General features: G+C 60.1%; 27 protein-coding genes. 6 read left to right on the forward strand and 21 right to left on the reverse strand.

Features of this window, described 5'->3' with window-relative positions; all coding sequences use genetic code 11:
- Positions 1-4: 4 nt before the first annotated feature.
- From NTD87_RS25580 to NTD87_RS25610, 7 genes are all read right to left on the reverse strand, one after another.
- A complete protein-coding gene (locus NTD87_RS25580; protein WP_262116966.1) occupies positions 5-913 on the reverse strand; it encodes a MurR/RpiR family transcriptional regulator in 909 nt (302 codons plus the stop codon).
- A 120-nt stretch (positions 914-1,033) separates the two neighbouring features.
- Positions 1,034-1,798, reverse strand: coding sequence for an ABC transporter ATP-binding protein (locus tag NTD87_RS25585; protein WP_019689777.1), 765 nt, complete (start codon positions 1,796-1,798; stop codon positions 1,034-1,036).
- Positions 1,799-1,816: 18 nt separating this feature from the next.
- Positions 1,817-2,929, reverse strand: a complete 1,113-nt coding sequence (locus NTD87_RS25590; protein ID WP_262116967.1) for a succinylglutamate desuccinylase/aspartoacylase family protein — start codon at positions 2,927-2,929, stop codon at positions 1,817-1,819.
- Between the two features lie 9 nt (positions 2,930-2,938).
- Entirely contained in the window at positions 2,939-3,634 is a 696-nt protein-coding gene (locus NTD87_RS25595) for an ABC transporter permease (RefSeq protein WP_262116968.1), read from the reverse strand.
- Positions 3,635-3,651: 17 nt separating this feature from the next.
- Entirely contained in the window at positions 3,652-4,341 is a 690-nt protein-coding gene (locus NTD87_RS25600) for an ABC transporter permease (protein ID WP_262116969.1), read from the reverse strand.
- A gap of 106 nt (positions 4,342-4,447) precedes the next feature.
- A complete protein-coding gene (locus NTD87_RS25605; protein WP_262116970.1) occupies positions 4,448-5,224 on the reverse strand; it encodes an ABC transporter substrate-binding protein in 777 nt (258 codons plus the stop codon).
- A 299-nt stretch (positions 5,225-5,523) separates the two neighbouring features.
- The gene (locus tag NTD87_RS25610; RefSeq protein WP_262116971.1) at positions 5,524-6,648 is read right to left on the reverse strand and encodes a patatin-like phospholipase family protein; all 1,125 of its coding nucleotides are present in this window, start codon (positions 6,646-6,648) and stop codon (positions 5,524-5,526) included.
- Between the two features lie 184 nt (positions 6,649-6,832).
- Here NTD87_RS25610 and NTD87_RS25615 point away from each other — a divergent pair, with 184 nt between their 5' ends.
- Positions 6,833-7,618: a sulfite exporter TauE/SafE family protein gene (locus NTD87_RS25615; protein WP_262116972.1), complete on the forward strand. Its 786-nt coding sequence runs from the start codon at positions 6,833-6,835 to the stop codon at positions 7,616-7,618.
- Positions 7,619-7,734: 116 nt separating this feature from the next.
- On the opposite strand, the gene NTD87_RS25620 is transcribed toward NTD87_RS25615, so the two are convergent.
- Both NTD87_RS25620 and NTD87_RS25625 read right to left on the reverse strand, forming a co-directional pair.
- Positions 7,735-8,781: a class I SAM-dependent methyltransferase gene (locus NTD87_RS25620; protein ID WP_262116973.1), complete on the reverse strand. Its 1,047-nt coding sequence runs from the start codon at positions 8,779-8,781 to the stop codon at positions 7,735-7,737.
- Positions 8,782-8,843: 62 nt separating this feature from the next.
- Entirely contained in the window at positions 8,844-8,972 is a 129-nt protein-coding gene (locus NTD87_RS25625; protein WP_262116974.1) for a hypothetical protein, read from the reverse strand.
- 338 nt (positions 8,973-9,310) lie between these two features.
- Between NTD87_RS25625 and NTD87_RS25630 the strand changes: the two genes are divergently transcribed.
- On the forward strand, positions 9,311-9,859 hold the full coding sequence (locus tag NTD87_RS25630; protein ID WP_262116975.1) for a DUF4174 domain-containing protein: 549 nt from the start codon (positions 9,311-9,313) through the stop codon (positions 9,857-9,859).
- Between the two features lie 266 nt (positions 9,860-10,125).
- Here NTD87_RS25630 and NTD87_RS25635 read toward each other — a convergent pair whose 3' ends face one another.
- Complete coding sequence (locus NTD87_RS25635; protein ID WP_262116976.1) at positions 10,126-11,022, reverse strand: DMT family transporter; 897 nt, start codon at positions 11,020-11,022, stop codon at positions 10,126-10,128.
- Positions 11,023-11,155: 133 nt separating this feature from the next.
- Between NTD87_RS25635 and NTD87_RS25640 the strand changes: the two genes are divergently transcribed.
- Positions 11,156-12,025, forward strand: a complete 870-nt coding sequence (locus tag NTD87_RS25640) for a LysR substrate-binding domain-containing protein (protein ID WP_262116977.1) — start codon at positions 11,156-11,158, stop codon at positions 12,023-12,025.
- Between the two features lie 93 nt (positions 12,026-12,118).
- On the opposite strand, the gene NTD87_RS25645 is transcribed toward NTD87_RS25640, so the two are convergent.
- The 3 genes from NTD87_RS25645 to NTD87_RS25655 are packed head-to-tail and all read right to left on the reverse strand — an operon-like array spanning position 12,119 to position 14,713.
- Positions 12,119-13,300 carry an acetyl-CoA C-acetyltransferase gene (locus tag NTD87_RS25645; RefSeq protein WP_262116978.1) on the reverse strand — a complete coding sequence of 394 codons (1,182 nt, stop codon included), beginning with the start codon at positions 13,298-13,300 and terminating at the stop codon, positions 12,119-12,121.
- 23 nt (positions 13,301-13,323) lie between these two features.
- Positions 13,324-13,983: a CoA transferase subunit B gene (locus NTD87_RS25650; protein ID WP_071550730.1), complete on the reverse strand. Its 660-nt coding sequence runs from the start codon at positions 13,981-13,983 to the stop codon at positions 13,324-13,326.
- Between the two features lie 31 nt (positions 13,984-14,014).
- Positions 14,015-14,713 carry a CoA transferase subunit A gene (locus NTD87_RS25655; RefSeq protein ID WP_262116979.1) on the reverse strand — a complete coding sequence of 233 codons (699 nt, stop codon included), beginning with the start codon at positions 14,711-14,713 and terminating at the stop codon, positions 14,015-14,017.
- A 148-nt stretch (positions 14,714-14,861) separates the two neighbouring features.
- On the opposite strand from NTD87_RS25655, the gene NTD87_RS25660 reads away from it, so the two are divergent.
- Positions 14,862-15,743, forward strand: coding sequence for a LysR family transcriptional regulator (locus tag NTD87_RS25660; protein ID WP_262116980.1), 882 nt, complete (start codon positions 14,862-14,864; stop codon positions 15,741-15,743).
- A 404-nt stretch (positions 15,744-16,147) separates the two neighbouring features.
- Here NTD87_RS25660 and astA read toward each other — a convergent pair whose 3' ends face one another.
- From astA to NTD87_RS25695, 7 genes are all read right to left on the reverse strand, one after another.
- Positions 16,148-17,182, reverse strand: a complete 1,035-nt coding sequence (gene astA / locus NTD87_RS25665) for an arginine N-succinyltransferase (RefSeq protein WP_262116981.1) — start codon at positions 17,180-17,182, stop codon at positions 16,148-16,150.
- Positions 17,183-17,207: 25 nt separating this feature from the next.
- Positions 17,208-18,224, reverse strand: a complete 1,017-nt coding sequence (locus NTD87_RS25670) for an arginine N-succinyltransferase (RefSeq protein ID WP_262116982.1) — start codon at positions 18,222-18,224, stop codon at positions 17,208-17,210.
- 132 nt (positions 18,225-18,356) lie between these two features.
- A complete protein-coding gene (locus tag NTD87_RS25675) occupies positions 18,357-19,706 on the reverse strand; it encodes an APC family permease (RefSeq protein WP_262116983.1) in 1,350 nt (449 codons plus the stop codon).
- Positions 19,707-19,851: 145 nt separating this feature from the next.
- On the reverse strand, positions 19,852-20,604 hold the full coding sequence (locus NTD87_RS25680) for an N-formylglutamate amidohydrolase (protein ID WP_262116984.1): 753 nt from the start codon (positions 20,602-20,604) through the stop codon (positions 19,852-19,854).
- Positions 20,588-21,940 (reverse strand): glutamine synthetase family protein, encoded by a 1,353-nt coding sequence (locus tag NTD87_RS25685; protein WP_262116985.1) that lies wholly within the window; start codon positions 21,938-21,940, stop codon positions 20,588-20,590. The genes NTD87_RS25680 and NTD87_RS25685 overlap by 17 nt, the downstream gene beginning before the upstream one ends.
- Positions 21,937-22,581 (reverse strand): isochorismatase family cysteine hydrolase, encoded by a 645-nt coding sequence (locus tag NTD87_RS25690; protein ID WP_262116986.1) that lies wholly within the window; start codon positions 22,579-22,581, stop codon positions 21,937-21,939. Before NTD87_RS25690 ends, NTD87_RS25685 begins: the two co-directional genes overlap by 4 nt.
- A 2-nt stretch (positions 22,582-22,583) precedes the next feature.
- Positions 22,584-23,438, reverse strand: coding sequence for a MurR/RpiR family transcriptional regulator (locus tag NTD87_RS25695; RefSeq protein WP_262116987.1), 855 nt, complete (start codon positions 23,436-23,438; stop codon positions 22,584-22,586).
- A 340-nt stretch (positions 23,439-23,778) separates the two neighbouring features.
- Here NTD87_RS25695 and NTD87_RS25700 point away from each other — a divergent pair, with 340 nt between their 5' ends.
- Both NTD87_RS25700 and cobF read left to right on the forward strand, forming a co-directional pair.
- Positions 23,779-24,366: a histidine phosphatase family protein gene (locus NTD87_RS25700; RefSeq protein ID WP_262116988.1), complete on the forward strand. Its 588-nt coding sequence runs from the start codon at positions 23,779-23,781 to the stop codon at positions 24,364-24,366.
- Positions 24,363-25,130 carry a precorrin-6A synthase (deacetylating) gene (gene cobF / locus NTD87_RS25705; protein WP_262116989.1) on the forward strand — a complete coding sequence of 256 codons (768 nt, stop codon included), beginning with the start codon at positions 24,363-24,365 and terminating at the stop codon, positions 25,128-25,130. The genes NTD87_RS25700 and cobF overlap by 4 nt, the downstream gene beginning before the upstream one ends.
- A gap of 15 nt (positions 25,131-25,145) precedes the next feature.
- On the opposite strand, the gene NTD87_RS25710 is transcribed toward cobF, so the two are convergent.
- On the reverse strand, positions 25,146-26,486 hold the full coding sequence (locus NTD87_RS25710) for a phosphate ABC transporter substrate-binding/OmpA family protein (protein WP_262117035.1): 1,341 nt from the start codon (positions 26,484-26,486) through the stop codon (positions 25,146-25,148).
- Between the last annotated feature and the right edge of the window lie 231 nt (positions 26,487-26,717).

Here is a 26,717-nt window from a genome sequence, read left to right on the forward strand (position 1 = left end):
CGACTCACTTTTTCGAGGTTTTGCTGCTGCCGGGAATGTGCAGGTAATTCATCACGCTTTCGGTGAGTTCGGTCGCCAGCTTCACCGCCTCTTTGTTACGCGCCATCACCCCGGCGACCAGGCCTTCGATCAACGCCAGGACGGCGATGTTGGAGCTGGTCAGCACTGGGTGGTCGGCCGGCGCAAACAGCACATGCCGGGCAATGTGGGTCAAGGGCGAGGCGGGTGAGTCGGTGATCGCCAGTACGGTCGCGCCACGCTCGTGGGCAAAGCGCGACAGTTGCAGGGTATCGAGGGAATAACGCGGCAGCGAGATCGCCAGCAGCACGTCCTGGTCGGTGATCGCCGCCAGTCGGTAGGCGGCGTTTTCGTTGCCACCTTCCATGCTGATCGCCGTGGCGTCGGCGCAGAACGGCATCAGGGTCGAGGCCGCGAGGCCTGCCATGTAGACGCTGTTGCCAAACCCGAGGATGTAGATCTTGCGCGCCTGGGTCAGGCACGTGACCACGGCTTCGAAGGTGTCCGGGTGATTATTGGTGCCGGCAGTGCCAAGGTTGCTGGTGGCGCTCTGGATTTGCTCATGCAGGCCGAACGCACCACCAGGGCGGTGCGCCAGTTCGTTGCGCAGTTTGTCCACCGGGGACACCATCTGCTGCAAGGTCGCGACCAGTTCGGCTTTCATGCCGCTGTAACCCCCCAGATCCAACGCCTTGGCCAGACGATTGACCGCCGCTGGCGAGGTGGCGGTCTCAAGGGCCATCTCTTCGATGGTCAGGGTGGCCGCCTTCAGCGGATGACGCAGGATAAAGTCCGCCACCTTGCGCAGCGACGGCTGCAAGTCGGCAAGGATTTCTGCCAGTTTGCGCATCACCGGCGCGGCGTAGACCGTGGTGTTTTTCGAAGGAGTAGGCATAACCGGCTCAACATCCGCTGGAGGTTGGAAGGGACCAGGTCTGGTTCCCCGACATGAGTGGGCGCCAGTGTATCCGAAGCCGGCCGTTGGCGTGCAGCAGGCCAACGGTCGGCGGGTGGCTTACTTCAGGCTGCCGGCCAGAAACTGCTGGAGGCGTTCGGACTGTGGGTTGACCAGCACTTCACGCGGGTTGCCACGTTCTTCAACCTGGCCTTTGTGCAGGAACACCAATTGGTTCGACACTTCGCGGGCAAAGCCCATTTCGTGGGTCACCACCACCATGGTCCGGCCTTCCAGCGCCAGGTCCTGCATGACTTTAAGCACTTCGCCGACCAGTTCCGGGTCGAGGGCCGAGGTCGGTTCATCGAACAGCATCACCTCCGGTTCCATCGCCAGCGCGCGAGCAATTGCCACGCGCTGCTGTTCGCCACCCGACATGTGCGCCGGATACGCGCCCATGCGATGGGCCACGCCGACCTTGTTCAGGTAGTGCTCGGCCTTTTCCCGAGCCAGCTTTTTGTCTAAGCCCAGCACATGCACCGGCGCTTCCATGACGTTTTCAAGGGCGCTCATGTGCGACCAGAGGTTGAAGTGCTGAAACACCATCGCCAGCCGTGAGCGCATGCGTTGCAGCTGTTTTGGCTCGGCCGCCTTGAGCCCGCCCGTTTTGTTGGCGACCAGTTTCAGTTGCTCGCCATTGAGCAGGATGTTGCCTGAGTTGGGTTGCTCCAGCAGGTTGATGCAGCGCAGGAAGGTACTTTTGCCCGAGCCGCTGGAGCCGATGATGCTGATCACGTCGCCGGCTTTTGCTTCCAGGGACACGCCTTTGAGCACTTCGTGGGTACCGTAGCGTTTGTGCAGATCCTGAATTTCAAGTGTGTTCATGGTGTCGAGTCTCTGGTGTCAGTCGCTGAGCAAGCGACCCTGGCGAATGGGGGTAGAGCCTGCGACCTTGGCCAGCCACAAACCGGGTTGGGCAAAGCGCAAGCGTTCGCGGGCGTAAAGGATGCCGTCGGTGCGGGCGGTCACCACGCTGTGGCGATCGGTCAGCGGGTCGATCACTTCGAACAGCGGGTCGCCGACCGTGACCCGAGCCCCCAGCGGTTGCAGGAAACTCACCACGCCGGGGTGCGGCGCATAGGCGTATTGCGCGCCGGCGAAAGGCGAAGCTTGGCAGCAGGTGGACGGCGCGTCTGGCCAGTCGCCGCTGATCAAACCTTGTTCGGCCAGATAGCCAAGGATCTGCTCGGCACTGGCCATGCACGGTTCGCGCTCGGTGTCGGCCATGCCGCGCAATTCGATAGTGGTCGCTACGCAAGCCAGCGGAATGTTCGCCTGCGGGAACAGTTCGGCCAGGCGCAACCAGGGCACCGCGCAGGCTTCATCAAAGGCATTGCCGCCGGCGTCTTCGGCCAACAGCGCGGCGCCGGCGCCCAGGCGTGCAGCCAGTGAACGCAGACGTGGCCAGTTTTGCGGCAAGGCATACAGCAGCATGATCGACTCGAAGTCACAGTGCAGGTCCAGCACCACATCGGCATCGCAGGCGTGCTGCAACAGCAGGCGGCGCAGGCCATCGAGTTCCGATCCGGCCAGCGGCATGTCGGCAATGACCTCGACCATGGCGCGACGGATCAGCTTCACGTTGGCGTCGGCATCCGCGCCCAGCTGACCTTCCAGTTGCACGGCAACGGCTTCGGCCAGCTCTGGAAAGTCCCGGTTGAAGTTCTTGCCGCTGTTGAACTCGAAGCGGCCCTGATGGGTGGCCTGGAACATTTGCCCGATACCGATCGGATTGGCCATCGGCACCAGTTCGATCAGTCCGGTCAAGCGGCCTTGTGCTTCCAGCTCCCGCAGGCGGCGCTTGAGTTCGACGGCGACGCGCATGCCGGGCAGTTCGTCGGCGTGCAGGGACGCCTGAATGTAGGCCTTGCGCGAGCCACTGCCAAAGCGAAACAGCGACAGCGTGCGTTCAGTGCCGCAGGCGCTCCAGGGCAGGACGTAATGAATGTGCTGCATGGGATTTCCTTAATGCTTGCGTGGGGCCAGGTACGCCAGCCAGTGGCGCTCGGCGAGCTTGAACAGGCGCACGAGAATGAAGGTCAGGGCCAGGTAGATCAGGCCGGCGGTGATAAACGCTTCGAACGGCAGGTAGAACCGTGCACTGACCGTACGCGCCGCACCGGTGATGTCGACCAGGGTGACGATCGACGCCAGGCTGGTGGTCTGCAGCATCATCAGCACTTCGTTGCTGTACTGCGGCAACGCCCGGCGCAGGGCCGACGGCAGGAGAATGCGGCGGTACAGGGTCAGGCGCGACATGCCCATGGCCTTGGCCGCTTCGATCTCGCCGCCGGGCGTGGACTTCAGGCTGCCGGCCAGTAGTTCCGCGCTATAGGCACTGGTGTTGATCGCAAAGGCCAGGCAGGCGCAAAAGGTGGCGCTGGACAGATAAGGCCAGAGCACGCTTTGGCGTACCGCTTCGAACTGCGCCAGGCCGTAATAGATCAAAAACAACTGCACCAGCATCGGCGTGCCGCGGATGGCATAGGTGTAGAGCCAGGCGGGACAGTTGATCAGCGGCGAGCGGGAGACGCGCATCAGCGCCAGCGGAACGGCCAGCATCAGGCCAAAGGCCAGGGAAATCAGCAGCACTTTGAGGGTCAACAACGCACCGCTGAAGTACAGCGGCAGGTTTTCCCAGATCAGGTTGTAGTCGAGCATGGTCGGTTGGCTCCCGCTCAAAGATCGGCGGCTTTGATGCCGACCGAGTAGTGTTTTTCCAGTGAGCGCAGCACCAGCAACGAAACACTGGTGAGCATCAGGTACAGCGCTGCCACCGCGAGGAAAAACGTAAAGGGTTCATGGGTCGCATCGGCGGCGTTTTTGGCCTTGAACATCATGTCCTGCAGACCGATCACCGAGATCAGCGCGGTGGACTTGGTCAGCACCAGCCAGTTGTTGGTAAACCCGGGAATCGCGAAGCGAATCATCTGCGGCACCATAATCCGCCAGAACACCTGAGCACCGGTCATGCCGTAGGCCGCCCCGGCTTCAGCCTGACCTTGAGGGATCGCCATGAAGGCGCCACGAAAGGTTTCCGAGAGGTAGGCGCCGAAGATGAAGCCCATGGTGCAGACACCCGCCACAAAGGGGTTGATGTCGATGTAGTGGGTGTAACCGAGCCCAAGTGCAATGCGGTTCACCAGGTCCTGGCCGCCATAGAAGATCAGCAGAATCAGTACCAGGTCGGGGATGCCGCGAATCACGGTTGTGTAGCCTTCGCCCAGCGTCGCCAGCCATTTGAGTGGTGACAGGCGAAACGCTGCACCGATCAGGCCCAGGGTAATGGCCAGTGCCATGGAGCTCAGAGCCAGATTGATCGACAGCCAGGCGCCATCGAGAATGCTCGATCCGTAGCCGTGGAGCATGATGAAATTCCTCACCCGAAGCGCCGACAGGCGCGCGGGACCATACGGGTTAATTGCTATCAATCAAGGTGCATAACCTGTGGGAGCAAGCTCGCTCCCACAAGGCTTATTCGCCGTAGATATCGAACGCGAAGTACTTGGCCATCACCTGCTGGTACTTGCCATTGGCACGGATTGCATCAATCGCCGCGTTCAGGCGTGCCGCGTTTGCGGTATCGCCTTTGCGCAACGCAATTCCTGCGCCCCGGCCGAAGTATTTCGGGTCGTTGATGTCCGGTCCCACCAGGGCGAAGCCGTTCCCGGCCGGGGTCTTGATGAAGCTCTCGTTGGTGTTGACGATGTCGGCGAGGGTGGCGTCCAGTCGGCCCGACGCGAGGTCCAGGGAGGCTTCGCTTTGCGATGAGTAACGCACGATCTCGACGCCGGCGGGCGCCAGCTTCTCGGTGGCGTAACGGTCGTAGGTCGAGGACCGTTGCACACCGAGTTTCTTGCCTTTGAGATCGACCAGCGGGTCATTCATGACCTGGCCGGCCTTCATCGCGAACTTGCCGGGGGTGTGGTAGTACTTTTCGCTGAAGTCGACCGACTTCAGGCGGTCGTCGGTAATCGACATCGACGACAGCACTGCATCGATCTTGCGCACTTTCAACGAAGGGATCATCCCGTCAAATTCCTGGATGACCCATTGGCACTTGATCTTCATTTCTTCGCACAAGGCGTTGCCGATGTCGTAGTCGAACCCGCTGATATTGCCTTCCGGGGTCTTGAAGGAAAACGGTGGGTACGCGGCTTCGATACCGATACGCAGGCTGTCTTCGTCGGCGTGGGCCAGGGTGCTGACGGCACAAAATGCCAGAGCAGCCAGAAGTCCTGTCTTGTTCATATTGTTGACTCCGTGGGTGGGGCGATTGAGAGGTGAATGCCTTCCGGTCTGGCGGGGAGGTGCAGCGGGTTACCTGTCCATGGTGCATATGATTGACATGTTTTATTTCATAAATCAATCTAGTGAAAATAAAAATATCAAAACGAGAGCGATGTCTGCCAGACGGTCACGGCGCAATGGCCTGTGAAGGCTATCGTTGCCGGCCTGGGGGAGGGGTTTGCTCGGTGGTCGGGCGCAGCAGGTGGGGGGCGGCTCCACTCAGGGGCGTTCTGGTGTTACCGCCTGAATCGGGTAGGTGCTCAGTTCAACGGATACCCGGCGAAGGGTAGTGTGGCTGCAGTCGTCACGGTTGCCACCTGGGGTGCATAGGCTCGGATAGCGGCATCACTGACCGCATATCCCCAGTTGATCAGCTCGCATTGCTCCTGCTCATTAAAGCGGTCGAGCCGGGTTCGAAGAGCGCTTAGTGCCTGTATTTTCTGGTCGGATACGCAAATGACCTGGGGCGTTTTATAGTTTTGTATCGGTGTGTTGATCGCCCAAAAAGCCCCCTTCACTGAGTGGGATTTGTACTCGTGCATCAGCATCCGTTTGCGTAGAGCCAGAGCCTGGTTCAAGCCGATATCCATGACGCGAAGTATCTGATTTGGCACGAAGGAACTGATGCTGGCGTCCAGCTCAAAAGGCTTGCCCGCGTCGCTGACAAGCACGGTATCGTAGCGTCCCCAGACCGTCTCCAGCGCGAGGTTGTCGTACACACCGCCATCGGCCAGTTGTAGCCTGCGCCGGTAATCTACCTGGTCCCACAGGTCGGCTCCGATGGTTTGCGTGAAAATGTCCGGATCGGCAATGTCGATGACAAAAGGAGACAGCACGGGAGGAAACGCACTGGAGCAGGTCACGGCAGTCGCCACATCGAAATCAGGGTTGGGGATCAGGCCAATGCGGTAGTCGCCAGCGTATGGCTTGGAGAATCTGAAGCCTGTACCTGTGGCGAAGTTGGTCGAGTTGAAAACAAAGCGGGGTGTATCCGGTAACGTCTGCAGCGAAACCCCCATCGCGAGATGTTTGCGAAGCTCGTCAGCCACTTCCTCACCCGCAGTGTGAAAGGGGTTGAGCACTCCCGTAAAAATGGAAGAGACGTCGATATTGAGGGAACAAAAACTCCGTAGGGGCGCAACCACTTCATGCTGGAAGTTTGTCGCCACATCGTCGCTGCCAAAGATCAGGCGGTCCCATCGCACGGCGAGCAGTCCTGCAGTGATCGATCCGCCTGAGACGCTCGAAATACGCGCGAGCTGTTTCAGCGCACCCATCTCATTGAGGCGCCATAGAACGCCGATATGGAACAATGCGGCGCGAAACCCTCCGCCCGACAGCGCCAGGGCGATCCCATGCTCTCGCGGCTCACTTCCAAACGGCATCATCAACTCCTATTGGTTTCCTGACGCTGACCTTAGTCGAGCGCTCATTTCCTTGCCATGTGACGATACCTTTGCGGTCGCAGGTTATAAAGTCAGATCATATTGGTATAAGTGGTTATAAGAAAAATGGCTATGCTGCCTGCAAGATTTTTAGATAGTCGCGCTGGTTTTGTAGGGTATGGCAATGGACTTCGGTAATTTGGGTTTTGTGGTCGCGGGCTTGGTTGTCGGGTTCGTTGTCGGCATGACCGGTGTGGGTGGCGGCTCCTTGATGACGCCGATTCTTCTGTGGTTCGGCATCAACCCGGCCACCGCCGTCGGGACCGATTTGCTGTATGCGGCGATCACCAAGTCCGGTGGTGTGCTGGTTCATCAAAAGAACCGGAACATCGACTGGAAAATTACCGGCTGGCTGACGCTGGGCAGCGTGCCGGCCGTTGCACTGACCTTAGTGTTCCTGAAGTATTTGAATACTGATCCGCAAGCAACCAATGCGATCATCAAACAGGCCTTGGGCTTTGTTTTGCTGCTGACGGCACTGGCGATTTTCTTCAAAAAACAGTTGCTGGCGTTTGCCCAAAAACATGCGGGCGACCATTACCACCTCAGTAGCCGGAACCTGAACCTGCTGACCATCGTCACGGGCGCGATACTTGGCATGATGGTGGCGTTGACCTCCATCGGTGCTGGCGCACTCGGCACTGTGGCGCTGTTTATCCTGTACCCGTTTCTGGCGACCAAACGCCTGGTAGGCACAGAGATCGCCCACGCTGTACCGCTGACCCTGGTCGCAGGATTGGGGCATGCGAGCATGGGCAACATGGATTGGCATTTGCTGGGTTTTCTGTTGATGGGGTCATTGCCGGGGATCTACATCGGCAGTCATTTGTCCGGGCGCATTGCTGATGGTGTATTGCGCCCATGCCTGGCGGTCATGCTGGTGTTTATCGGCTACAAGTTGGCGTTTTGATCCTGCGGCAACTGCTCACATTCAACCTTTCAGGCGACTGTTCCAGACGCCGCGATGCCTGATCCCCGGCATGGCGCTGCCCCTCTCAGCGCCGTGCTTCAGGGATGCCCCTCCGATTACTTGCGTGCCTCCAGAATCAGGTTAAACGGCGTCTCTGCTGCCCGGCGGAAATGCTTGAATCCGGCCTGAGTGAAGACATCCCGCAGCCGTGCTTCTCCCGCTTGGGCCCCGAGCCCCAAACCGACTTCCTGAGACAGCGAGTTGGGCGTGCAGATGAACGTCGACGCGGCGTAGAACAGCCGTCCTACCGGGGTCGCGTTTTCGTCGAGCTGGTCATTGGCATAAGGCTCCACCAGCAGCACCGTTCCGTCGGGTTTGAGCGACTCATAGGCGTGCTTGGCCGCGCCCACCGGGTCGCCCATGTCGTGGAGGCAATCGAAGTAGCAGATCAAATCGTAGTCATTGCCCGGGTAGTTCTTGGCCGTGCTCTGAATGAAGCGAGCACGATCAGCCACGCCGCCTTCTTCGGCGCGTTGGGTGGCGGTGCTGATGGAGGGTGCGTGATAGTCGAAGCCGATAAAATTCGAGGCCGGGAAGGCTTTGGCCATGACCACGGTTGACGCGCCGTGGCCGCAGCCGACATCCGCGACCTTGGCACCGGCTTGCAGTTTCTCGACCACGCCTTCAAGTGCCGGCAACCACTCGCCGACCAGGTGTGCCCGGTAGCCGGGTCTGAAGAAGCGCTCGGTGCCGCTGAACATGCAGCTATGGTGATCACCCCAGGCGAGGGCGCCATTGCCGCGCATGGCCGCAATCAGTTTGTCTTTGTCATGGTAAAACGAGGCAACCACCGCGGCGCCGCCTGCGACATAAACCGGTGAGTCCTCGACAGCCAGCGCCAATGCTTGCTCTTCTGGCAGGCGGAATTTCCCGTCGGTGTGTTCCATATAGCCAGAGGCCGCATGGGCACTGAGCCATTCGCGCAGCAGGCGCGCATTGCAGCCGGTCTTGCTGGCCAGTGCTTCGGGGGTGACGGGTTGGCTGTCGGCCATGGCCCGATACAGACCGAGTTCATCGCCAAGGATAATGTTCGCGAGCATCGCTGCCCCGCCCATGTCGGAAATCAGCTTGCCCATGAAGTCGTTCAGTTTGGCTTCGTCCATAACCGGACCTCCTGAAAAAAGGCCACCGGCGAAGGCGGGGCACGTGTAGAGGCAGCAGCCTTTCAGGCGGTGGTCGGATGGATGATCAGGGCGACAGTGCAGGCGCGTTGTGGAGCCAAACCGTCTGCCACGCGAATGCCCGGGCATGAGGTATGTCCGGGCGAGTGGGACGCGAAAACGTCGTCCTGCATGATGTCACTGTGGGGCCGTGCCCCACAGGACGATTGCGATAAGCCACTGATTCCAGCGTCGTGGGCGAGGTTTATGGGACGACTCGCTGCTTACGGACCCGGATTTGGCAACGCCCCCCCTACGGGGGACAAATTAAGTGTAGTCCGAGATTAAGCGCTGTGCCGTGTGTGATGGCATGAGCGGTGCGAGCCTGGACAAACGGAGTGGCCTAAGCCGGTTGCGGATTAAGCCCGCTGACCTAAGCTTCGCAACAGGGCGATAGAAATTTCAGGCAATTGAGCTGAATCTTTCGCTTTGATGCGCAATCATAAAGCATGGATATCAAAAGGAGATGCGCATGCTCATTCGGTCACTGACCCTCGCTACGCTGCTCGCTGTTGCAGGCCCTTTGTTCGCTGCAGACAACGACACCCCCCTGGCCCAGGAACTCGGCAGGAACCGGCCGCTGATCGTCATCGCCCCCAGCAGCATCGACCCGACGCTGGTCAGCCTGAAAAAATCCCTCGCCGAACCCGCCAACAGCCAGGCCTTTAAAGAACGCAATATGGTGCTGTACACCGTGGTCAACCTCATGGGCCAGCGTGACGGCAAGGACCTCGATGCGCAAACCACCATGGCGCTGATTCGTGAACTGAAACTGGGGGTCAGTGGCGAGACCAAGGTGATACTGGTGGGTAAGGACGGCGAGAAAAAACTCGACCACCTCGGCCCGATAGAGGCCAAGGAACTCTTCAGCACCATTGACCAGCTTCCTGCCGCCGAGAAAGAGGCAGTGCCACCACCACCTCCTCCGGCGCCAGAGCCCGCACCAACCAAGGGCGGCAAAGGGGCGAAGGGCGGTAAAGCCGGGAAACTGGCAGCGCCACCGCAACCATTGGACGATTGATCGTTGCGTACGGCATGCCTGAATCTATCGCCTGGTGATCAATTGTGGCGAGGGAGCTTGCTCCCGCTCGGCCGCGAAGCGGTCGTAATCCGGCAATCGCGTTCTATCTGAATACTCGCGGAGACTGATTTCAGGGTCGCTTCGCGACCCAGCGGGAGCAAGCTCCCTCGCCACAAGGTTTCGCGTTCGACGCGCTTTTCTCTTAACTGGTTGGTATCAGTCGAGGCGTCCTTGTTTCTGTTTTGATAATGAGCCTGACGTTTTGATCAGACTTTTTCGATAGCCGCCACCAGCCGTACACGCTCCAGATTCAATGCCAGCACGCTGACCAGAACGATCAATGCCCCGACGATGACCATCAACGCGGGTTGTTCCCCCAACAGGACAGAGGCAATCAACATGGCCGTCGGTGGCGTGAGGTAAAGCGCCATCGATGCACGACTGGCCTCAATCTGCCTCAATACGTAAGCCCAGGCGAGATAGGCCAGCGCGCTCGGGAAAATTCCGAGAAGGGTGACTGCCACATGAGCTTGCGCGGGAGCTTTGGCCACTTCGTCGGCAAGGCCAGGCAAGAAAACCAGCAACAGCGCAGTGCCTGACCACACCGTGTAACAGACCATGGTCAAACCGCTGTAACGATGAGAATGGCGTTTTTGCAGTGCGAAGTAGAGGCTCCAGGACAAGGCCGCGAGCAAGATCAACAAACCGTGCGGGTCAACGCTGCCCAGGCCTTTGTCTCCAGCGACGACGATGGTTGCACCGAACATTCCCAAAAAAACACAGAACCACCGCCATGCGCTCACGCGTTCATGGAAGATGAAATGCGCCAGCAACGCACTGAACAGCGGAGTGGATTGCGCCAGCACACTGGCGGCGCCGGCGCTGACACCGCGTTGGCCAAAATTCAGTGCGATGTGGTGCAGGCTCACGGCAAAAAATCCCAGCAGGGCGAGCAGTGGCAGGTCACTCACTCGCGGTAACGCGATGCCCTTGCATGCCGCAATGACGGCCATGAACGCCGAGGCAATGAGAAACCGCAGCAACGCCAGATGAGCGGGATCATAGGCCTGCAAACCAATGCGGATTCCCGTCGGCGAATAGCCCCAGCACAAAATGACAAACATCACGGCAAAGATGATTTTCAGCGTCGAGCGAGAGGGCATGAGGTTCGGCTGCCTGGTCAGGTGTGCAACGAAGACCGCTACGACGTAACGGCTTCTGCCTGCTGAGTATTGGAGGCTTACTTATTCACCACAACTGACTTAACCTGAGTCTAATATTCACTTTTGGTGATGTATGGAATTGGCTCAGATTCGAATGTTCAAGACGGTTTTCGATACCGGCAGCATCGCCCGGGCTGCCGAGGTACTGCACTGCGTACCGTCGAACATCACGGCACGAATCAAGTCCCTGGAAACCGAGCTCGGCGTCGATCTGTTCTACAGAGCGGGCAGGGGGTTGCGGATCAGTCCGGCCGGGGAAATTTTCCTGACCTACGCCTCGCAGATACTGGCGCTGTCGGATGAGGCGAAACGTGCGGTTGATCCTGGGGCGCCGCCGTCCGGGCCATTACGGATCGGGGCAATTGAATCGTCGGCGAGTGGGCGTCTGCCACGGCTGTTGGCCAAGTTCCATGCGCGTTACCCCGCCGTAGCCCTTGAGTTGACCACCGGTACCTGGGCACAGTTGCTGGAGGACACGCTCAATCACAAGCTCGACGGTGTCATCGTCGCGGTGGATGTCGAGCGTCCGCTGCTCAAGCGAGCACTGATGTACCGCGAGGATCTGGTGCTGATCGCCTCACCGTCGTTGGGGCCGTTGCGCGATGCATCGGATCTGCAAGGCAAGGCGATATTCATGTGGCCGTCGGGCTGTCCTTACCGGGCGGCACTGGAGCGCTGGCTTCAGCTGCATGGGCAGGCGTTGCCGATCATCAGCATCGCGAGCTATGGCAGCATTGTCGGTTGTGTCAGCGCGGGGGCGGGGGTAGCGCTGGTGCCCCGGGGGATTTTTGAGCAATACGGGCAGGGCGCCGGTTGGGCCAGCTACGAGTTTCCAGAGCTGACGGCCATCGACAACCTGTTTTACTGGCACGAGCATTCCCGGCACCATCCGGCGCGCGAGGCCTTCGTGGCGATGTTGCAAGCGGAGTTTTCCGTCGCGTAAAAAACCCGGCGCAACCAAAGTCGCGCCGGGTGTGTTGCCAGTCAGCGAGCGGATATCGTGGGTCCGCACGCTGACTGTAGAACGCGTGCGGGCTTAGGCTCGTTCGATCGCCAATGCGACGCCCTGACCGCCACCGATGCACAGGGTGGCGAGGCCTTTCTTGGCGTCACGCTTGATCATCTCGTGCAGCAGCGACACCAGCACCCGGCAACCCGACGCACCAATCGGGTGACCCAACGCAATCGCGCCACCGTTGACGTTGACCTTGCTTGTATCCCATTCCAGCTCTTTGCCGACTGCCAGTGACTGTGCGGCGAAGGCTTCGTTGGCTTCGATCAAATCCAGCTGATCCAGCGTCCAGCCGGCCTTGTCGAGGCAGCGGCGGGTCGCCGATACCGGGGCAATGCCCATGATCGCCGGGTCAACGCCAGCATTGGCGTAGGCCGCGATCTTCGCCAGCACTGGCAGGCCCAGTTGTTTGGCTTTCTCAGCACTCATCAGCAACACCGCAGCGGCACCGTCGTTGAGTGACGAGGCGTTGCCTGCAGTGACGCTGCCATCTTTCTTGAACGCCGGTTTGAGCTTGGCCAGGGACGCAGCGGTGGTCTCGGCGCGGGGTTGTTCATCCACCGCGAAGGACAGCGGATCGCCTTTGCGTTGTGGGATCAGGATCGGCGTGATCTCGTCGACAAAACGTCCGGCTGCGATAGCCTCGGTGGCTTTTTGCTGCGAAGCGGCGGCGAAAGCGTCCTGTTCCTCACGGGTCAGGTGGTACTTGTCCACCAGGTTCTCGGCGGTAATGCCCATGTGGTAGTCGTTGAACGCGTCCCACAGGCCATCGCTGATCATGCTGTCGACCATTTTCGCGTGGCCCATGCGCAGACCGGTACGAGCGGCCGGCAACACATACGGCGCCAGGCTCATGTTTTCCATGCCGCCGGCGATGATCACCTCGGCATCGCCGCAACGGATCGCCTGGGCGCCCAGATGCAAGGCCTTGAGGCCGGAGCCGCAGACCTTGTTCAGGGTCAGCGCGGGTACGGCATGGGGCAGCCCGGCGAGGATCGACGCCTGACGCGCCGGGTTCTGGCCCGAGCCTGCGGTCAGTACCTGGCCGAGGATCACTTCGTCCACTTGATCCGCCGCCAGACCGGTTTGCGCCAGCAATTGGCGAATCACGGCTGCACCGAGTTCCGGTGCCGGGATGCTCGCCAGTGAACCCTGAAAACTGCCGATGGCGGTACGGGTAGCCGCGACAATCACAACTTCTTGCATCGAATTTCTCCTCACGGTGCGGTTCAGGCGAACTGCATTTCCGGAACGTGGTCGGGAACGATCAGTTTACCAGCGGTCTTGCTGACGATTTCCTCGACGCTCACACCGGGCGCACGTTCCTTGAGAATGAATGCGCCGTTCTCGATTTCCAGGTACGCGAGATCGGTCAACACGCGCTTGATGCAGTTGGCGCCCGTCAGCGGCAGGCTGCAACGTGGCAGCAGCTTGGACTCGCCGTCCTTGGAGGCGTGGGTCATGGTAACGATGATGTTGTCGGCACCGGCCACCAGGTCCATCGCGCCACCCATGCCCTTGACCAGTTTGCCGGGGATCATCCAGGAGGCGATGTTGCCCTGTACGTCGACTTCAAAGGCGCCGAGTACGGTGAGGTCGATGTGGCCACCGCGGATCATCGCGAAGGATTCGGCGGAGGAGAAAATCGAGGCACCAATGCGCGCGGTGACGGTCTGTTTGCCGGCGTTGATCATGTCGGCGTCGACTTCATCGTCGGTCGGAAAGGCACCCATGCCGAGCAGGCCGTTTTCCGATTGCAGCATGACTTCCATGCCTTCGGGGATGTAGTTGGCGACCAGGGTCGGAATGCCGATGCCGAGGTTCACGTAATAGCCGTCTTTCATTTCACGGGCGACGCGCTGAGCCATTTGTTCGCGGGTAAGAGCCATTGTTATTCTCCGTTGAGCTGGGGGCAGGGGATCACTTGCGCACGGTGCGTTGTTCGATGCGTTTTTCGAACGTGCCGCAGATGACTCGGTCGACGTAGATGCCGGGGGTATGGATCTGCGAAGGGTCCAGCTCGCCGGGTTCGACGATCTCTTCGACTTCGACCACGGTGATCTTGCCGGCGGTGGCCGCCAGCGGGTTGAAGTTCTGTGCGGTGTGGCGGTAGATCACGTTGCCGAAATGGTCGGCTTTCCAGCCTTTGACGATGGCGAAGTCGCCGGTGATGGATTCTTCCATCAGGTACGGACGGCCCTTGAACTCGCGGATTTCCTTGCCCTCGGCCACCGGAGTACCGACGCCGGTGGCGGTGAAGAACGCCGGAATGCCAGCGCCGCCAGCGCGCATTTTTTCTGCCAGGGTGCCTTGCGGGGTCAGGACGACTTCAATCTCGCCGCTCAGCAGTTGCTTCTCGAACAGCGCATTTTCACCGACATAGGAGGCCACGACTTTACGGATCTGCCGATCTTCCAGCAGTACCCCCAGGCCAAAACCGTCGACGCCGCAGTTGTTGGACACCACGGTCAGATCGCGGGTGCCTTTGCGCTTGATCTCGGCGATCAGGTTTTCCGGAATGCCGCACAGACCGAAACCACCGGAGATCACCGTCATGCCGTCTTCCAGACCGGCCAATGCTTCCTCGTAGGAAGCCACGCGCTTATCGAAACCTGCCATAGACACCTCTTTTATTCTTGGTGGGCGGCTGGCTAGCCGTATGGAGTGGAGTGTTGCTCTACCAGATTAATTTGATAAGTTGATTTTTAAGGTTGATTGATAGATAAAACTCAGCAATAGGCTGTAAGCAGTGCATTGAGGAACGGTGATGACAGTCAAGCAGATCAGGGCGTTTTTGGCAGTAGCGCAGAGTTTGAGTTTTGCGGTGGCCTGTGAGCGGTTGCATTTGTCACAGTCGGCGTTGAGTCTGACCATCAAGGCATTGGAAGACGGGCTGGGCGGGCGGCTGTTCAGCCGGACCACACGTAACGTCGCGTTGACCCCGGAAGGTGAGTCGTTGCTGCCGCTGGCCCGGCGATTGATTGCTGACTGGGACAACACCGAAGATGAAATGCGCCAGCGATTCACTCTCCAGCGCGGTCGGGTGACGCTGGCGGCGATGCCGTCGTTTGCCGGCAATTTGCTGCCGCCGATACTCAAGACCTTTCGCGCGCGTTACCCCAAGGTCAACGTCACGGTGAACGACGTGATCAACGAACAGGTGCTGGAAATGGTCCGTGACCGTCAGGTGGAACTCGGCGTGGCTTTCGAGCCGATGCAGAGTTCGTCGCTTGCGTTCACCCCGTTGTACATCGACCGTTTCGTCGCTGTCGTGCCCAGTGATTCGCCACTGGCCGAGCGCGTCGAGATCGACTGGCAAACCCTGTTGGAGCAGCCGTTCATCACCTTGCAACGGCCGTCGACGGTGCGGGTGATGCTCGAAGAACACTTGCAGGCGCGGCAGATGAAGCTGCCGGTTGAGTTTGAAAGTCATCAGTTGGCAACCGTCGGGCGCATGGTCGCCAGCGGACTGGGGGTGAGCGCGGTGCCGGCACTGTGTGCCGAGCAAATGCGCGAACTAGGCGCTTGCTGCATCACCCTGAGAGATCCGGTGATCGAACGCGCCATCGGCGTATTGACCAAACCCGGTCACGAACTCTCGGCGGCGGCGCAGGCGTTGTTCGACATTCTTAAAGGCGAAGTCCGTTAACCTGAAGCTGGCTTGCGAAGACGGCCCGACAGCCGACCAATCTCCCGCAGATGTACCTCAATCAAAACTGTGGGAGCGAGCCTGCTCGCGATGACGGTAGGTCAGGCGGTGAAGTTTCAGGGCAAACTCGTCGGAGATTTCCCGCATGTTGTAGCGGTGTGCATGAACTGGTGCGTGATGGGCTTCATCGATAGTCTTTTGGCTGTCACTGCAAATTCAGTGACAGGGTGTAGGAACCCTCAGAAGATCATTCGCGGCGGCTGTGCGCGGGACCCGTTTCTACGTGGCTGAGATCTCTGGGTGCTCGGTTTCCTACTCCCGCGTACGGCTGCCACCCAAGCCCGTAGGAAAGGCCGTTGGCAGCTCTTATTCATACCCAAGAGTTCTCAAAATGGTTTGGCAAATTATGCGGCAACCGCCTGCTGCTGGTGCTTGAGCAACGGTACGGCGCGCACCGAATCACCCGGTTGCAGTTGCAGGCGCTTGGCGGTCATCCGATCGACCAGCAGACTGTTGCCGACCCGGCGGGCGCGGGCGGTGGTGATGCGGCAGTTTCCCAGGCGTCGGTTGTGAATCAGCCAGATCGGTGCGTTGTCGTCTGGCGTACCGACCGCCAGGTCCAGCGACTGGCTGTCGCGCACGGCCCGGATCTTCGAGACCTGGGCTTCGATCACCGGTCCGCCGTCGAAAATGTCGATGTAACCCTTGTGGGAAAAACCTTCGGCGCAAAGGATTCTGCGCGCCGGTTCGGCGTTCTGGTGGGCCTTGCCGATCACTGCCTGGGCTTGCTCGGTGAGCAGGCAGGTGTACAGCGGCTGGCGTGGCATCAGCTCGGCGACGAACGACTTGTTGCCGAGCCCGGAGAGGTGATCGGCGTGGCTGAAATCCATTTTGAAAAAATGTCGACCGAGGCTGTCCCAGAACGGCGAGCACCCGTGCTCGTCGGCGCAGCCGCGAAGCTCGGCAATGAGTTTTTCGCCGAACAACTGCGGGAACTCGGCGACAAACAGTAATCGCGCAACCGACAGCAGCCGGCCGTTATGGCCCTGGCGCTGATCCGGGCGCAGGAACAATGAGCAGATTTCCGATTGGCCGGTCATCTCGTTGTTGAGAAACAAGGTCGGGATCTGCCGCTGGATTCCCAGGTCCGCCGATGTATTGATCGTCAATCCGACGCGGTAGTTGTACCAGGGCTCACGCAGCCCGACGGCGCCTGCCAGGGCACTGACGCCGATCACTTGCTGATCGTCGTCTTCGAGCACGAACAGGTAGTCGGCGTCGGCCCGTTCAACCTGCTCGGCAAAGGTCCGTTGCGCCCAGCGCACGCGGTGGGTCAGACGCTCTTCGTTGGCCGGCAGCGTGGTAAACCCGGGGCCGGCGCGCTGTGCCAGCGCCAGCAACGCAGGCAGGTCGGTCATTTGCACCGGGCGCACGATCATGAGGGCGCTCCTAGCAAGATCTGCTTCATAGCGCAATCAGCCGAACCCGGCTGCCCTCATCCAGTTGCAAGGCATCGAGCAAGGCGGCGTTGAGCATGACGGGCTCGTCCGCGCTCCAGTCCAGTTCGGCGACAATCGCCCGGTAGTTTTCCAGGGCGTCATTGCTCAGCAGGTACAGCGTTTTGCCTGCGCTTTGTGAGCTCAAGCGCACAACGGCAGTGCGGGTGCGGGCGATAGAGCGAATACTCGGGGTTCGCGCAAAAAGCGTTGGCCCGCCGTCGAAGAGGTCGATGTAGCTGTTGGTCTCGAAGCCTTCTCGTTCAAGGATATCGAAGGCTTCCTGACCATCGGGATGAATCCGGCCGATACACGCCTGAGCACTTTGCGACAGCATCGGCACGTAGATCGGGTAGTGCGGCATCAACTCGGCGAGAAAGCTCCGGTTCTGCACGCCGCAGAGGCGTTCGGCTTCGGCGTAGGGCAGGTCGAAAAAGTGCTTGCCCAGGGCGTCCCAGAACGGTGATTCACCCGCTTCGCTGCTGTAGCCGACGATTTCGGTAATCACCGCGTCGGAAAAGCGTTGAGGGTGGGCGGCGATGAACATCAGCCGGGCCCGTGAAAGCAATTCCGAGGTCGGTGTGCGTTCAAGTTCGGTGTTGACGTGGAAACCGCGCAGCAAGGTGTGGGCACTGAGGTCCTGGCATAACGATAACGCCGGCACCCCGTGCTGGATGTTCAGCTCGCGGGACTCACTGGTGAACGGGCGGTTGCGCAGGCTGTAGAAGGGCTCGTTGAAGCCGGCGGTCGCGAGGATTTCCGAGCAGCCCAGCAACTGTTGGCTAGCAAGATCCTCCAGCACGAAGAAATAGTTCTGCGCACCATTGCTGTGCACCTCGCTGGCAAACGAAGCGCAGGAGCCGAGAATTTTCTGGCGCAGGCACTCGGTGTCGTCCGGCAACGAGGTAACGCCCACAAGGCTGTCGCGCGCAAGTTGCTGCAGCTGAGGCAGGTCGGATAACTGAACTGGGCGTAAGGCCAGCATGGATGTACTCCTGTATCAAAGGGCCTGATGCCGGGCACCGGGCTTGACTATCACTGTCGGTTTCCACGCGTTACAACGGCGGTCGGCCAACCCCTGTCAGCGACCGCTCTCTTTTTCAAAAACAGTCCTGCGTCAGCTGTTCGAGGGATCCGGCAACACGGTGCTGGCGCCGATTCTGTTGAGGAAAAACAGGTAAACCAGACCCACCGCAATCCAGATACCGCCCAGCTTCTGCGCATCGACGCCCATGTTGTACAGGATGGCGCTGACGATGATGAAACCGATCACCGGACAGATCAGGTGACGAACCATCTGGCCGGACTTTTGTCGACGCCAATAGTAGTTGATCACGGTTAAGTGCAGCAGCATGAAGCCGCTCAGGGCACCGAAGTTCACCAGTGAAGTCAGGGTGTCCACCGAGTTGATGAACAGGTAACAGATCAGCAGCGACAGCACTGCCACCAGGTAAATACTGATGTGCGGGGTGTTGTGTTTGGGATGTACCTTGGCCAGCACCTTCGGCAGTTTGCCGTCCCGTGCCATGCCGAACAGCAGGCGCGACACGGCGGCTTGCGAGGTGATTGCTACCGCCACGCCCCAGGCCAGGGCAGTAGCGACACCGGTTACCGTCGCCAGCCAGCTGCCGGCGGCGATTTCGGCGATTTCATAGAACGCGGTATCGGCGGACTTGAAGCCCATGCCGGCGGCCAGGTCTGTAGCGATCCAGGTCTGGACGACGAAGATCACCCCCATCACCACCAGGGTGATCAGCGCAGCTTTGCCAACGCTGCGGCCCGGATCGCCCTTGATCTCTTCGGCCAGGGTCGAAATGGCATCGAAGCCCAGGAACGACAACACCGCAATCGACACCGCCTGCATCAGCAACGCGAAGTTGAAGTTCGCAGGGTTGTACAACGGCGCCAGGGTCAGCTGGCCATTACCGGCGCCACCGTGCAAGGCGGTCCAGGCGTAGAACAGGAAGATCCCCAGCACCACCAGTTGTGCCAGCAGAAAGATAATGTTCATCCGCGCGGTAAAGGTGATTCCTCGCAGGTTGACGAAGGTCGCGCTGACCAGGAAGGCGAGGATGAACCCGACCTTGGGGATGTCCGGGTACAGGTGATTCAACGCCATCGCCGCATACACGTAGAGCAGCGGTGGGATCAGCAGGTAGTCGAGCAGCATCAGCCAGCCGGCGATGAAGCCGACATGTGGATTCAGCCCGCGTTGTGCGTAGGAGTAGACCGAGCCTGCGATAGGAAACGCGCGGGCCATGCTGCCGTAACTCAATGCCGTGAACAGCATCGCCACCATGCCGATGATGTAGGCCAGCGGCACCATTCCCGGTGCTTCCTGGTTCACGTAGCCATAGACCCCGAACGGTGCGATGGGGATCATGAAAATCATCCCGTAAACCACCAGATCGGTCAGCGACAGGCTACGTTTCAACTCTTGCTTGTAGCCGAATTCTTCTATTTCCATGAAGCAGTTCTCCTTGTAAGCCACTATGGCAAAGTGTTTGAACCTGGCAGGTCAAAACACCCTACGGTGTTTGTTATCGTTGTTTTACCGGTACCACTCTCTCAGCTTCTTTTCAGCGTGAAACGGTTCACTTGAAATCGCGGTTCTACAGCAGCGGCGCCAGATAATCGCTCCAGGTCTGGACCGCCAGCCGGTTACGCAACAGGTCGTTGCGCACTTCGATCAGCACCGAATCGAGACCACGGGCGTCGCCATGAACCGGCACCGTCATGTCTCCCGCTGGATTGATGGTGTACGGCTGATTGCCGGCGACTCGCAGTGGATGCCTGGCCAACCCGTCGATCAGTCGTTCTGCATAATTCTCGGCCCGCCCGTAGAGCACACCGACCTCTAGCGCTCGGGGCTGGCCGTAATAGACCGGCGTGAAACTGTGGATGCCCACCACTCGCACCCTGCGGCCCTCGGCCACGCGTGCATCGATCAGTTCGCCAAGACGCGTGTGAAACGGCGTGAACAGGCATTGGCGCCGGTATTCACGGGTCGCCTCGTCGAGGTTCTGATTACCCGGAATCGGGTAGATCTCGCTCTTGACCGGGATGCTGTCCGGGGCCTGCAACGGCCGATTGAGGTCGATCAGCAGTCGTGAGTAGTTGGCCGTCAGCAGGGTCGCCCCAAGGGCTTTGGACAGGCTTTCGGCCAGCGCCAGGGCGCCGATGTCCCAGGCAATGTGCTCGTGCGCGGCCTCGCTGCTCAACCCCAGATCGTTCAAGGCCGTGGGGATGTAGCGGCTGGCGTGCTCACACACCAGAATAAGCGGGTGCCCGGACGCTTCCCGGCTCAGGCTGTAAGCCGGCTCGGTGTAGAGTCCGAATTCAGTGGTCTCAGTAGCGGCGCGCATAGTGCTCACACAGTTCGGCGGGTGACAGGTGTTGGGTCAAGGTCAGTTCCTCGGTTTTGACGGCGAAATAGGTGTCGAGCAAGGCGCGTGGCAAGGCTTCGAGCAAGGCCTCGCTGCCCCGCAAGTGGTCCAGCGCCTGAGCGAGTGACGCGGGCAGGGCGACGATACCGCGACGCTGGCGTTGTTCTTCGTTCAGCGAATCCGGGACTTCATCGGTGATCGCGTTTAACGCCATACGTTGCTCAATGCCCAGCCGGCCGGCAATCAGTACGGCGGCCATCGCCAGATGAGGTGAGGCCGTGGCGTCCATGGCGCGGAATTCGAGGTTGTACTGCGCGGCCTCGGATTTCCCGCCGAGGCTCACGGTCGGGCAGATCCGCAACGAGGCTTCGCGGTTGCGCTGCCCCAGGCACGCGTACGACGCGCTCCAGTGATGAGGTTGCAGGCGCTCATAGGAAATCGGCGTCGGTGCCGTCAACGCGCACAGTGCTGGCAGGTAGTGCAGCACCCCGGCGGCCCAGTGCTGGCCGAGGGTCGACAGGCCGTTGGCGGTCCCGGCGTCATACAGCACCGGATGGCCGGACAGGTCGTGCAGGCTCAGGTGCAAGTGCACGCCGTTGCACACCGCGTGTTCCGAGGTCTTGGGCGCAAAGCTCAGGTTCAGGCCCATTTGCCGGGCGATCTCGCGCGTGATCTCGCGCACGTTGACCGCCCGGTCGGCCGCCGCGACACCCTGGGTCGGCCGGCAGGTGATTTCGTATTGGTGTTTGCCATATTCGGGCAGGAACATTTCCGGCTCGACCCCGCCTGCGCGCAATGCGCTGAGCAGCCAGCCGCCGAACGCTGCGCCCTGGCGCTGGGCCTCCAGTGAAAACGCCAGATGCTCGGCCTGGGCGCAGACCGTGGTGAGGTTGAATTCGTGCTCGAAGGCTGAGGTGATGTGCAACCCCAGTTCATCGTGGTAGCGCTGTACTTCATTGCGCAACAGCGTCCGCGGGCAGGCAGCCCACGGGCGACCATCGGTTTCGCAGATGTCGCCATGGATAAAATCCAGGGCCGGCGCATTGGCATCGGGCCCGTTGCCGACCGTCACGCGGCTGGCCAGATCGGGGATCAGCCGTAAGTCGCCGTAGGCACCCCACGGGTTGCTCGACGCAATGATGTCTTGCGGGGTCAGCGCGCTGTTGGCCGGAACCCAGCCGCAACCGGCGACTTGGTAGTGTTCCAGTTCATCCGTGGGAAACGACCGGCCACGGGTCACGCCGATCAGGTCGGTGGTGACGAGGGTGGTCATTGCCACGGGTGCCAGGGGCTCACCGCTGTTGGCGCGGCTCATGCCTGCAACGCCTGCAAACGGTCGAGCACGGTGTGGGTGTCGGTGATCCAGCAATAACCCTTGATTGCGCTCAGGCACGTCAGATGGCGTTGTTCGGTGTAGGTCGCGCAGGCGTCTTCTACCAGCGTCACCAGATAGCCGCGGTCAGCGGCATCGCGCACGGCCATGTCGACGCACTGGTCGGTGACGATGCCGGCGATGATCAGGTGGCGGGTCTGCAGGTTGCGCAGCACGTAGTCGATGTTGGTCGAGTTGAAGACCCCGGAGGAAGTCTTGGGCAACACGATTTCGTTTTCGACCGGTGTCAGTTCTTCGATGATCGCGGCTTGCCGGCTGCCTTTTGGCAGGTGCATATCTGACAGCTTGTGGTCCAGCGAGCGGTCGCGACCGTCGGCGGTGAGGCTTTCGATGATCGTGTGCACAATGTTCTGCCCGGCCGCGCGCGTTGCGGCCAATAGCTTGCGCTGATTGGGAATCACCTGCTGGCGGGTGCGGTTGAGGAAGTACTCGGCGTCAGGCCCTTGCAGATGCGGGTCGAACTGCGGCTCCAGCCAGGCGCGTTGCATGTCTACCAGCAACAGCGCGGTGTGTTCGGTGGCAAATGGCAGGTCGCGGGGCGAGCGATGGGGGAGCGTAAACATCCTTATTTTTCCTCCAGCAGGTGAGTGGTGAAATCGGTCCGCAGCGCATCGATACCTTCCAACCGCTCGGCAAGATCGGGGCAACGCAGGGTCAGGCAGGCAATCAATGCTTCGACCTGGGCCAGTGCTGGCACCAAGGTGTCGAAGGCTGACGCTGATTCCACCGGCGCGGTAATCACCAGGTCGGCCAGCTCGCGCAGCGGTGAGGTGTAGATGTCGGTGAACAGCACGACGCGCGCATGCCGGTTCTTGGCTGCACTGGCGACGCGCAGTGCCTGGGATTGATAACGGCGATAGTCGAACACCAGCACCACGTCCTGGCGCTGCACATCGAACAGCCGGTCGGGCAGTTGCGCGTTGTCTTCCAGGGCGAAGCAGCCCGGACGTAACAGGCGCAAGTGATTGAGCAGATACTGGGCGAGAAAGCTGCTGAAGCGTCCGCCGAAGCAATGCACCTGATGCCGTATATCCAGCAGCCATTGCGCCAGAATGCGCACATCTTCGGGTTGGGTCAGGGCCTGGGTTTCCAGCAGGGCGCGATGACTGTCCGCCAGGTAGTGGGTCCAGGCATCGTCTTGCTTGAGATGAGAGCGCGGTTGCAACAGCGCGCTGGGTGAGCGCAGCCGGTGATCCATGTCGCTGAGCAGCGCGTCCTGAAACTCGGCATAGCCGCCGAAGCCGAGTTTTTTCACCAGACGCACGATGGTCGGATCGCTGACGCCGGCATGCTCGGCCAGGCGCGACATCGGACCCAGTCCATTACGCGGGTACTGGTCCAGCAATGCCCGTATGACTTTGCGTTCCGACGGCGTGAGGTCCAGGCCGGGGTCGGTGATCCGGTCTCTGAGTGAGGGCATCCGAGCTCCTGTTAGAGGGGTGTGTTGCTTTTATTTCATAATTAGCTAAATAAGTATTTATGTAATTTATGCTACATGTCTAGTGAATTTTTTCTGTTATTGGCAAGGCACCAAAGTGGGGCGAAAGTCTTGTCTGACGTGGCTTTCACGGGTTTCTAACGATGCTGTAAGCCATCGCTTTAGCTTGTGTAGGAAAGTGGCTATTGGCGCTGCGTATCTGTGTTGGAACTCGTGCTTTTCATTGCAACAGCAAAGCCGCAAATGCCTGTTGTTGCGTAAAAATTTGTCTGTTGTGTGATCGGTTGTACACTTTCTTACCCATCAACCTGAGTGATCCTACGTGCCGGTAACTCGCTTGACCTTGATCTGCCACGCTCGAACCGTCGCACAGAAATTGGCGCGTTTTCCTATGGATGAGCCGCTGGAAATGGATTGGCAGGCGGCGAAGGGCAGTCGTGCGGGAAGTGTCAGGCGCGCGCCACAGTTTCTGGGTGGGCCGGAAACCCGCATCAGGCAGACCGCCGAACTGTTCGGTAGCGACCTGAAGATCGTGCCGGCGCTCGGCGATTACGATATCGGGCGTTGGCGCGGGCAGCGGATCGACGATCTGCAAAAGACCGAGCCAGAGGCGTTGCAGGCCTGGCTCAACGACCCGGCCTCGGCCCCGCACGGTGGTGAATCGGTGGCGCAACTGTGCCAGCGAGTGGGCGACTGGCTGCAAGCCCTCTGCACAACGCCTGGGCATTTCGTGGCGATTACCCATCCTTTCGTGATCCGTGCAGCCTTGATGAAGGTGATGCAGTGCGGCCCCGAGGCGTTCAACCTGATTGACGTCGAACCGCTGTCAGCCACTGAACTGCGTTTCAATGGCCGCTGGCGCCTGCGTTTGCTGGACACCACTGCATCTGTCGAGGTGAAGCATCCATGAAGCAGCTACTGATCATTGGCATCGGTGCCGGTAATCCCGACTACATCACGATGCAGGCGGTCAAGGCATTGAACCGGGTCGACGTGTTCTTTCTGATGGACAAGGGTCAGAGCAAGGACAAGCTGATCGACCTGCGGCGGGAAATCTGTGAGCGCTATATCACCGATCCTGCCTACCGCTTCGTCGAGGCCCAGAGTCCCGAGCGCGTGCGCGGCGATGTGGACTACAACGCCAGCGTCATGGACCTGAACCGCGACAAGCAGCAGACCTTCGAGCGGCTGATCAACGAGGAGATGGCGGACGGCGAATGTGCGGCGTTTCTGGTGTGGGGCGATCCGGCGTTGTACGACAGCACCCTTCGGATCTTGCAGGCGATTCTTGATTCGGGTCGCTGCGCCTTCGACTTCGAGGTGATCCCCGGCATCAGCAGCGTCCAGGCCTTGGCGGCGCAGCACAAGGTGCCGTTGAACCGGATTGGACGCTCCATTGAAATCACCACCGGCCGCCGACTGGCGGCGGGTCAGGTCAGCGATGCCGACAGCCTGGTGGTGATGCTGGATGCAGAGGATTCCTACCGGCAGGTTGCCGATCAGGATCAACAGATTTACTGGGGCGCCTACCTTGGCACACCGGATGAAATCCTCATTTGCGGCAAGCTCAAAGACGTGGCTGAAGAGATCGAGCGGGTCAGGAAAGCGGCACGATTGGCCAACGGCTGGATCATGGACACTTATTTGCTGCGCAAGCCTGAATCACCCGAGTGAGTGGCTCGCAAAGCTTCAGTAAACCCAGACTTCGACTCGACGATTCTTGATTCGCCCCTCATCACCACTGTTAGCCGCCACTGGCATCTCGGCCCCGAAGCCACGAATCTCGCGAAACACCACGCCGCCTTTCACCAGCTCGCGGCGTACCGCCATGGCGCGCAGCTTCGATAGCAGGGCGGCCCGCTCCGAATCGGTCTTGGCATCGCCGAAACCGACGAGCGTCACCTGTTTGTTCAGCTTGTCGTGCTGCCTTAAATAGTCGAGCACGCGCGACAGGTCCTGCCGGGCCTTGTTGTCCAGGCTGGCGCTACCTTCCTCAAAACGAAAATTCACCGTCAGTCGCTGCGCGTGATCGGTGATCGCCCGGTAGCCGTCAGGCATTTGCGGGCTCGACGCGACGCGCATGGCTTGCACGGTCTGCGCGATAAAACCATTGGCGGCGACAATCTCCTGGCCCTTGCTGCCCTGGGTGAATTTCACCAACGCTTCCGCCCAAGGGTTCTGGTTAGTGGGCGGCAAATAGAAAAATAACCGGCGCGACAGTGGGTAGTCCTCGGTGGCTATCAGGCTATTGAGCGGCAACATCGGCTGCGAGTCGCCGTCGACAATCGCCACTGCCTTGGCCTGGCGCACGTAAGGCAAACCGATGAAGCCGATGCCTTGCGGGTCCTGGCTGACCGCATCGGACAGCTGTTCGCTGGATTCGAAGCGTTTTGCCGAGCCGGCCAGCGCTTTGCCGCGATGGCTCAGCACCAGCTCCTTGAAGGTGTCATAGGTGCCTGAATGGTCGTCCCGCGCGTAGAGGTGCACAGGTCCACCGGTGCCGCCGAGTTCTTCCCAGGTTTTCACTTCGCCGCTGTAAATGTGTGCCAATTGTTCGGTATTCAATTGAGTCAGCGGGTTTTGTGGATGCAGGATGATTGCCAGGCCGTCGATAGCGATGACTTGCTCGGCGCTTGGGCTTTTCAGGTCGCCGAGGGCTTCGAGGTCGACCAGTTCGCTGTCCTTGATGGGGCGTGATGACGCGGCGAGATCGGCGCCGGTGTTTTTCAGGGCGGCGAAACCGGTGCTGGAGCCGTGGGCGGCGATATCCACGACCACCCGCCGACCCTGGGCGGTCTGGCCGACAATCTGCTGTTCGTTGTCTTTGTCCGAGACTTCGCTGTGAATCTTGAGTAAGCCTTGTTCCAGCATCAAGCCTTTGACCAGCGCCGGGCCAAGGGTTGCACCGATGGTGTTGGAGCCCTGAATGCGCAGGGCAGGGCCGCGCTCGGGTGTCGGCAGCGCAGTGGCGGTGGCAGAGAGAGGAAGCAAACCGCAGAGCAGCAGCGGTAACAGAACGCGCAGCATCAGGCTGGCACCTTCTAAGGCCAAAGGAAGTGCCGGGATAATAAGACAGTAAGGTTGCGAAAATATGACATCTGATGAAACGTGACGAGGCTAGGATCTGCACATTTTTCGTTCCAGCCCCCGTAGCAGCTGCCGAGCCTGCGAGGCTGCGTTCGAGGCGGGCCGCGTTCGGACGAAGTCCTCGTAAATCCTGAACCTGCGGTTTGCCTGGAAGAACGCGTTGCCTGATTCACG

Origin of the sequence: Pseudomonas sp. 6D_7.1_Bac1 (genome assembly GCF_025465945.1) — a bacterium.
In the GTDB taxonomy this organism is placed as follows: domain Bacteria; phylum Pseudomonadota; class Gammaproteobacteria; order Pseudomonadales; family Pseudomonadaceae; genus Aquipseudomonas.